This is a genomic window from Streptomyces sp. NPDC054961 (assembly GCF_053609145.1).
Genome location: NZ_JBSGWY010000001.1, coordinates 17048 through 24554 on the forward strand (window position 1 = coordinate 17048; position 7507 = coordinate 24554).

Consider the following 7507-nt stretch of genomic DNA (forward strand, 5'->3'; position numbering starts at 1 on the left):
TTGGGCCCCTTTTTACCCTGTGCGCTCGGGCCCGGAATCTCCTGGCGCCCCGGCCCCCTTCCGGTCAGTAGCGGGGACAGGATTTGAACCTGCGACCTCTGGGTTATGAGCCCAGCGAGCTACCGAGCTGCTCCACCCCGCGTCGGTAGACCCCACTGTACGGCACCCACGGGCCGGTGCCTCGCCATTTCTCCAGCTCAGGCCCCGGCGGTCTCCCGGGGTGGCCGGATTCCATCCGTCCTCTAGGTCGCGGCCCCTAGGGTGATCACAGCAGCTGGTTCGCCCCCGCCCTCCAGGCGGGACGCGTCGTAAGAGGGAACCCGGTGGGAATCCGGGACTGCCCCGCAGCGGTGAGCGGGAACGACCGCCGTCATACGCACTGGGCCCGTACGGGTCTGGGAAGCGACGGCCAGTAGGTGTCTGCCCGAAGGGGAGGCGCGCCCGCAAGTCCGAAGACCTGCCCGTTGCCCGCGCACGCACCGTCGTGCGCGGACATTCCGGTGACCTCGTGGGCGGGTCGGTGGACATCAGACGGTCGTGTGCGTGCCCTGCGCACGACGTACCGTCCGGTCGGCCATCCCTTCGCCTCCGCGCCCCGCGTCCCGTCACCGGGATCCATGGAGACGTGCTCGCGAAGGAGAGTTCCGTGACGATCGAGTCCACCCCCGAGGCCGTACGCGCCACCGTGTACGGCTACCCCCGCCAGGGTCGCAACCGGGAACTGAAGAAGGCGATCGAGGGCTACTGGAAGGGCCGCGTCAGCGCCGAAGCCCTCCACGAGACCGCGGCCGGCCTGCGCCGGACGAACTGGCGGCAGCTGGCCGAGGCCGGCATCACCGAAGTGCCCACCGGCGACTTCTCGTACTACGACCACGTCCTCGACACCAGCGTCATGGTCGGCGCGGTCCCCGCCCGCCACCGCGCGGCCGCCGCAGCGGACGCGCTGGACGGCTACTTCGCGATGGCCCGCGGCACCCAGGACGTGGCTCCGCTGGAAATGACCAAGTGGTTCGACACCAACTACCACTACCTGGTGCCGGAACTCGGTCCCGACACCGTCTTCACCGCCGACTCCACCCGGCAGGTCGCCGAGCTGAAGGAAGCCCTGGCGCTCGGCCTCAAGGCCCGCCCCGTGCTGGTCGGACCGATCACCTACCTGTTGCTGGCCAAGCCCGCGCCCGGTGTGGCCGAGGACTTCCAGCCGCTCACCCTGCTCGACCGGCTGCTGCCCGTCTACGCCGAGGTCCTCGCCGACCTGCGGGCCGCCGGAGCCGAATGGGTCCAGCTCGACGAACCCGCCCTGGTCGCGGACCGCACCCCGGCCGACCTGGGCGCCGCCGCCCGCGCCTACCGCGACCTGGGCGACCGCGCCGCACGCCCCAAGCTGCTCGTCGCCTCCTACTTCGACCGGCTCGGCGAGGCCCTGCCCGTCCTGGTCAAGGCCCCCGTCGAAGGCCTCGCCCTGGACTTCACCGACCGGGCCGCCGCCAACCTCGCCGACCTCGCCGCCGTCGGGGGACTCCCGGGCAAGCGGCTGGTCGCGGGCGTGGTCAACGGCCGCAACATCTGGATCAACGACTACGAGAAGTCACTCGCGACCCTCGGCACCCTCCTGGGCCTCGCCGGCCGGGTCGACGTGGCCGCCTCCTGCTCCCTCCTGCACGTCCCGCTCGACGCGGCCGCCGAGCGCGACACCGACCCGCAGATCCGCCGCTGGCTGGCCTTCGCCCGGCAGAAGACCGCCGAGATCGCCACGCTGGCCCGCGGACTCTCCCAGGGCACCGGCGCCATCGCCGGCGAACTCGCGGCCAACCGCGCCGACCTCGCCTCCCGGACCCGCTCCGCGATCACCCGCGACCCCGCCGTACGGGCCCGGACCGCTGCCGTCACCGCATCCGACGGCCGTCGCTCCGAGCCCTACGAGCGGCGGGCGGTCGCGCAGCGCGCCCACCTCGGCCTGCCCCTGCTGCCCACGACGACCATCGGCTCCTTCCCGCAGACCGCCGAACTGCGCACCGCACGCGCGGACCTGCGCGCGGGACGGCTGGACGAGGCCGGCTACGAGCACCGCATCGAGGCCGAGATACGCGAGGTGATCGCCTTCCAGGAGAAGACCGGCATCGACGTCCTGGTACACGGTGAGCCCGAACGCAACGACATGGTCCAGTACTTCGCCGAACAGCTCACCGGATACCTCGCCACCCAGCACGGCTGGGTCCAGTCCTACGGAACCCGCTACGTCCGGCCGCCGGTCCTGGCCGGGGACATCTCCCGCCCCGATCCGATGACCGTGCGCTGGACGACGTACGCCCAGGCGCAGACGGCGAAGCCGGTCAAGGGGATGCTGACCGGCCCGGTGACCATGCTCGCCTGGTCGTTCGTCCGCGACGACCAGCCCCTCGGCGAGACCGCCCGACAGGTCGCGCTCGCCCTGCGCGACGAGGTCAACGACCTCGAGGCGGCGGGGACTTCCGTCATCCAGGTCGACGAACCCGCGCTGCGTGAAACGCTGCCGCTGCGGGCGGCCGACCACGCCGGATACCTCGACTGGGCGACCGAGTCCTTCCGCCTCAGCACCTGCGGGGTACGGCCGGAGACCCAGATCCACACCCACATGTGCTACGCCGAGTTCGGCGACATCGTCGAGGCCATCGACGCCCTCGACGCCGACGTGATCAGCCTGGAAGCGGCCCGCTCGCACATGAGGGTGGCCGGTGAACTCGCCGGCGCCCGCTACCCCCGTGAGGTCGGTCCCGGCGTCTGGGACATCCACTCCCCGCGCGTCCCGTCCGCCGCGGAGGCCGCGGCCCTGCTGCGCAAGGGGCTGGAGGCCATCCCGGCCGGGCGCCTGTGGGTCAACCCGGACTGCGGCCTGAAGACCCGCGGCTGGCCCGAGACGAAGGCCTCGTTGGAGCACCTGGTCGAGGCCGCGCACCAGGTCCGTTCGGAGGTCACGACGGTCTGATCCCCCGGTCGCCCGCGGGGGCCCGGAGGGGGGACGGGTGGCGGCCCCGGCCCGCCGCCGCCCGTCCTGCTCCGGGTCAGAACCAGGTGAGGGTGAGGGGGAAGGTGGTGGTTGCGGTGGCTGGGGTGGTGTCGGTGGCGGTGGCGGTGATCTGGAGGGTGCCGGTGGCCCAGGGTTTGCCGGTGATGCGGCCGGTGGTGGTGTCGAGGGTGAGGCCCCAGGGGAGTCCGGTGGCGGTGTAGCGGACGGGGGGTTTGCCTCCGGTGGTGGTGAGCTGGATGGTGCAGGACTGGTTGAACGTGCAGGTCTGCGGGCCGGGGTCGGTCAGCTTCAGCCCACCGGTGGTGGGGGTCGGCGACGGAGTCGGGGTCGGCGTGGGCGTGGGCTCCGTGGAGGCGTCGAACACCTCGCTGATCGGCTGCACATTGGCCGCGTTTCCCGCGTGCGTCCCGGTGGCGAAGAGGTCCTCGAGGGTGCGCAGCAGGTGGTGGTGGTTGAAGGCGGTCGCGTACGTGCCCGTCTTGACGTGCGCCCCGTAGAGGACGGTGGCGATCTGGTTGGACCCGAGGTAGTTGTCCTCGTCCCATGTCAGGACCAGCAGGCTGTTGTTGGCCTTGGCCCACTGCGCGTAGGCGTCGATGCTGTTCTTCGTCCAGGTGTCACCCGTGGCGACCGAACAGGAGTGCATGTCGTTGCACTGGTTGGGCACCACGAACGACAGGTTCGGCAGCGCCGCGAAATTGCCCTGTGGGAACTGCGCCCACGTCTTTCCGGTGTTCAGCGGCACGTTCTTGAAGGCGAACCACGGATTGTGCTTCTGCGCGTACTGGCCGCTGGTGCAGGCCGTGGAACCCTCGGCGGGCAGGTCCTCGTTGTACGTCGCGAAGGTCTTGCCGGTCGCGAGGAGCTCCTGGCCCAGGTTGGCCGCGGTCATCGACTGCGGGGTGTAGCAGCCGTCCCCGGTGATGCCCTGGGTCGCGCCGGAGAAGAGGTTGAAGTAGTTCGGCTGGCTGGGGTGGGTCAGCGCCTTCATGCCGGTCAGGCTCGCTCCGCCGCCCGCCAGCTGGTTGATGTAGGGGGCGTTGGCGCTGCCGATGACCTCCCCGTACTGCTTGTTCTCGTACACGACGACGACCACGTGGTCGTACGAGGGCAGTGCGGCGGCGGCCGCGTTCGCGAGGGCCGCCGAGCCGCTGTCGGCCCCCTGGGAATGGGCCAGGGTGAAGGCGCCGAGCAGGCCGAGCGCGCCGAGTCCGGCGACGAGAGCGGACCGGCGGGCCCGGCGTCTCGCGCTCGCCTCCGGCGGGGCAGGGATGGACATGGGTGGTCTCTCCTCATGGTGGACGGGGTGTGTGGGGTGTGCGGGTGCGTGGGGTGTGCGGGTGTGCGGGGGACGAACGGGGTGTGCGGCGTCATTCCTCACGCCGGGCCGCGCCGGCCACGGCGACGTTCAGGAACCGGGGTACGGGTCGCTCCCGGTCGCGGAAGTCCTCCGCGACCGCGGCCCGTACCGCCGTCAGCCGGGCCTCGGGCAGCAGCGCCAGCACGCTCCGGCCCGGACGCCGGCCGGGCGGCCAGACGCTCAGGGCTCCGGCCCGGCGGGCGCACGCCACGGCCCGCTCCAGATCCGCCGCCCGGGCCGCCGGGCCGTTCGCGCCCTCGGGGCCCGCGCGTACGGCGAGCAGCACCAGCCGGGCCCCCGAGGCGGCCGGGTCGAAGCCGACGTACCGCCGGCGCCGGGACTCCCGTGGACGCGGCCCCGGACCCAGCAGGAGGGCCCTGCCGGGCCGGGCGTAGAGCACCCCCCGGCGCAGCGCGTCGTCGCCGTCGGGCAGGGCGCGGGCCATCAGGCGGGCCAGGTGCGCCCGGTCCGGATCCTCGCCCGCCCGGGTGTGTACGTCGGCCACCGCGAGGGCCACCGCGCAGTCGGCGGCCTCCGCCGTGTCCAGCCCGGCGGCCGGGGTGAGGGAGCCCTGTACGTGGAGGTCGGTCCCGCCCCGGCCGAACCCGGCGCGGGCCAGTGCGCGCAGCAGGGCGTACGGCCGGGCGGCCCAGGCCGGGGTGGCCGGTGGCGGTCCGGACAGGGTCAGCGGCACGTCGCAGCTGTCCGCGGGGTGGCCGAGGGAGCTCAGCCGGACCAGGCCGTCGGTGCGCGGGGCGGCGGCGGCCGCCACCGGCCATCCGGCCGCCGCGACCAGGTGGGGGGAGCCCAGGTGGAAGGCGTACGGGGCGCTCCAGACGGCGGCGGGAGGCCGGCCGTGCGCGGACTGGAGGGCGTGGGCGACGAGCCGGAAGAGCGGGTCGGCGGTGGCCCGGCGCGCGAGGTCCACGCCGGGGTCGGCCAAGGGCGCCGGCGCCGAAGCCGAAGCCGAAGGCGGAGCCGGTGCCGAAGCGGGGGCGTCGGCGGCCGCGCCCGTCACCGCTCGTCCTTGCGGGCCAGCATCCGGTAGGCGTTCCCGCCGTCCGTGCGCCGGGCCGCGACCGTGCGCAGCGCGTCGAGCACCGCCGCGGCGGCGAAGCACGGCAGCGCGGCCGCCCGTACGGCACGACCGAGGGCGCGTCGGCCGGGTGTGGCCGGAGCGGCCCACGGCCGGTCCGCGTCAGGGGCCAGCCGGGTCGTGGTCAGGGCCACGGCGCCGACGAAGTCGTTGCCCTGGTGGGCCCGGCCGTGCTCCTCGGCCAGCACGGTGAACCCCCGGTCGGCCAGCGCCTCGCGCAGGTTCGCGGCCGGGATCAGATGCTGGTGCTGAGGCTGGAACCAGGGCAGCCAGGCTGGGCCGAGCAACCGGGCCATCCGCGACTGCGGGTCCGGGAGCTCGATGGTCAGGTACCCGCCGGGGGCGAGGACGGCGGCCGCCGTGTCCAGTTCCGTGAACGGGTCCCGGGTGTGCTCCAGGTAGTGGTACATGCTGACCACCTCGTACTGGCCCGCCAGCTTGACCGCGAAATCCGGGAACTGGCCCTGGTGTCCCGTCTCCACCCAGCCGCGCCGCTCCGCCTCGCGGACTCCGCCGCCCATGTCGAGCCCGTCGAAGCGGGTGTCCGGCCAGACGGCCCGCGCGGCATTGCAGAAGTGGCCGTGCCCGGTGCCGACGTCGAGCCAGGACGTGGGCCGGGTATGGGGCCGGAGCATCTCGGCGCGGCTGCGGTAAGCCGCGCCGAGCCGCCCGAAGACCGTGGCCGCGCCCTCGCCGCCGCGGCCGTCGTAGAAGTCGCGGTAGTAGAACTCCAGTCCCTCCAGGGTCAGCCGGGGGTTCTGGAAGACGTGCCCGCAGTCCGCGCATTCCTCGAGGGTGAACAGGCCGGGCTTGGCCTGGAGCAGATCGGGCACCTGGACGCGGACGGACAGCTGCTGGGAACCGCACCAGGGGCAGTCCGGACGGCGCGTTTCGAAGAACCGGTCGGTCCCTGCGGCCAGGTCGTCCCGGTAGGCGGCGGCGGCCCGTTCGGCGACGCGCGCGGCCTCGCGGCCCGCGTCCCGTCCGGCGTCCGGCGGGGTGAACCCCGCGGCGCCCCCCACGCCTGCGCCCACGCCCGCGGGCGCCGCGTCCGCGCCGTCCCGGGGACGGGCCGTCGCGGCGGCCGTGCGCAGGGCGGCGCCCAGCGAGCGCACCGGCCGGGCGGCCGTGGCCAGACGCAGGTCGGCCGGGCGCAGCGGTGCGCCGGGCCGGCCTAGGGCGAGGTACGGCTGGATCCAGTACAGCCCCGCGGCGGCGGCCCCCCACCGGCCCTGGCGCACGGCGACAGCCGCCAGCAGCGCCAGCCCGGCGAGCTGCGCGGCGGCCACCGTCCCCGGCGGCAGGCCCTGGGCCCGGAGCTCGGCGGCCCGCGCCGGGCCGGTCGCGGCGGGAGCCGGTCCGCCGCGAAGGGCCGGAGCGACGGCGATCCCCGTGGCGTCGGAGGCGTACTCCTTCAAACGGCGCACCAGCGCCTGGAGTTCCGCCGGAGTGGCGTGCGCCTCCGACGGGTCCAGCCCGGCCCGCGCGAGCACCTGCTCGGAGACGAGCACGGCGAAGCCCGCCCCGCGCCCCTCGCCGAGACGGTCCTGCCGGTAGCCGGCCGGATCGACCAGCCGGAGCAGGCCCAGCACCCGCTCCGTGGCCAGATCGGCGGGCAGCAGGTCCAGTACCCGCAGCCCCTCCCGGTCGGCGTACGCGCAGGCGGCGAGGAAGGTGGCCGCGTCGGCCTCGACCCCGCGGGAGGTGAACAGCCGCCATCCGGCGGCGCGCGGCACCCCGTCCGCCGCGGGCGCGGTCATGGGCAGCACCGGGATCGCCCGCAGCCGGCGGGCGGTGCGCACGGTGCCCGCACCGAGCGCGACCAGGACCGCCGCGGAAGCCCACCGGACGGAGGGAAGAGGACGCGGGGGGAGGACGGGGAGGGAAGTGAGGGAAGTGAGGGGAGTGAGCGGGGAACGCGTCATACGAGTTTCTCCAACCGGTCGGGGGCGGGGGGCGGCGGCGCCCCCCCCGCCCCGGGGGGCCGCGGCGCGCCGCCCCCCCCCGCGCGCGCCGGGGCCGCCGGGCACGCGCGCGCGCGCCG

Annotated in this window: 4 protein-coding genes, 1 tRNA gene and 1 riboswitch; of the genes, 1 reads left to right on the forward strand and 4 read right to left on the reverse strand. The window is 74.6% G+C overall.

The genetic code is table 11. The features are described 5' to 3' along the window. Positions 1–68 precede the first annotated feature (68 nt). Positions 69–142 (reverse strand) — tRNA-Met (locus tag ACWF9Z_RS00085). Between the two features lie 116 nt (positions 143–258). Further along, a riboswitch (cobalamin riboswitch) is annotated at positions 259–479 on the forward strand. A gap of 167 nt (positions 480–646) precedes the next feature. Between ACWF9Z_RS00085 and metE the strand changes: the two genes are divergently transcribed. After that, complete coding sequence (gene metE, locus ACWF9Z_RS00090) at positions 647–2965, forward strand: 5-methyltetrahydropteroyltriglutamate--homocysteine S-methyltransferase (RefSeq protein ID WP_453595692.1); 2319 nt, start codon at positions 647–649, stop codon at positions 2963–2965. A 76-nt stretch (positions 2966–3041) separates the two neighbouring features. Here metE and ACWF9Z_RS00095 read toward each other — a convergent pair whose 3' ends face one another. From ACWF9Z_RS00095 to ACWF9Z_RS00105, 3 genes are all read right to left on the reverse strand, one after another. Further along, positions 3042–4286, reverse strand: a complete 1245-nt coding sequence (locus ACWF9Z_RS00095) for an alkaline phosphatase family protein (protein ID WP_453595695.1) — start codon at positions 4284–4286, stop codon at positions 3042–3044. Between the two features lie 91 nt (positions 4287–4377). Next, positions 4378–5385, reverse strand: coding sequence for a galactokinase (locus ACWF9Z_RS00100; RefSeq protein ID WP_453595698.1), 1008 nt, complete (start codon positions 5383–5385; stop codon positions 4378–4380). Continuing rightward, positions 5382–7265 (reverse strand): class I SAM-dependent methyltransferase, encoded by a 1884-nt coding sequence (locus ACWF9Z_RS00105; RefSeq protein ID WP_453595701.1) that lies wholly within the window; start codon positions 7263–7265, stop codon positions 5382–5384. Before ACWF9Z_RS00105 ends, ACWF9Z_RS00100 begins: the two co-directional genes overlap by 4 nt. Between the last annotated feature and the right edge of the window lie 242 nt (positions 7266–7507).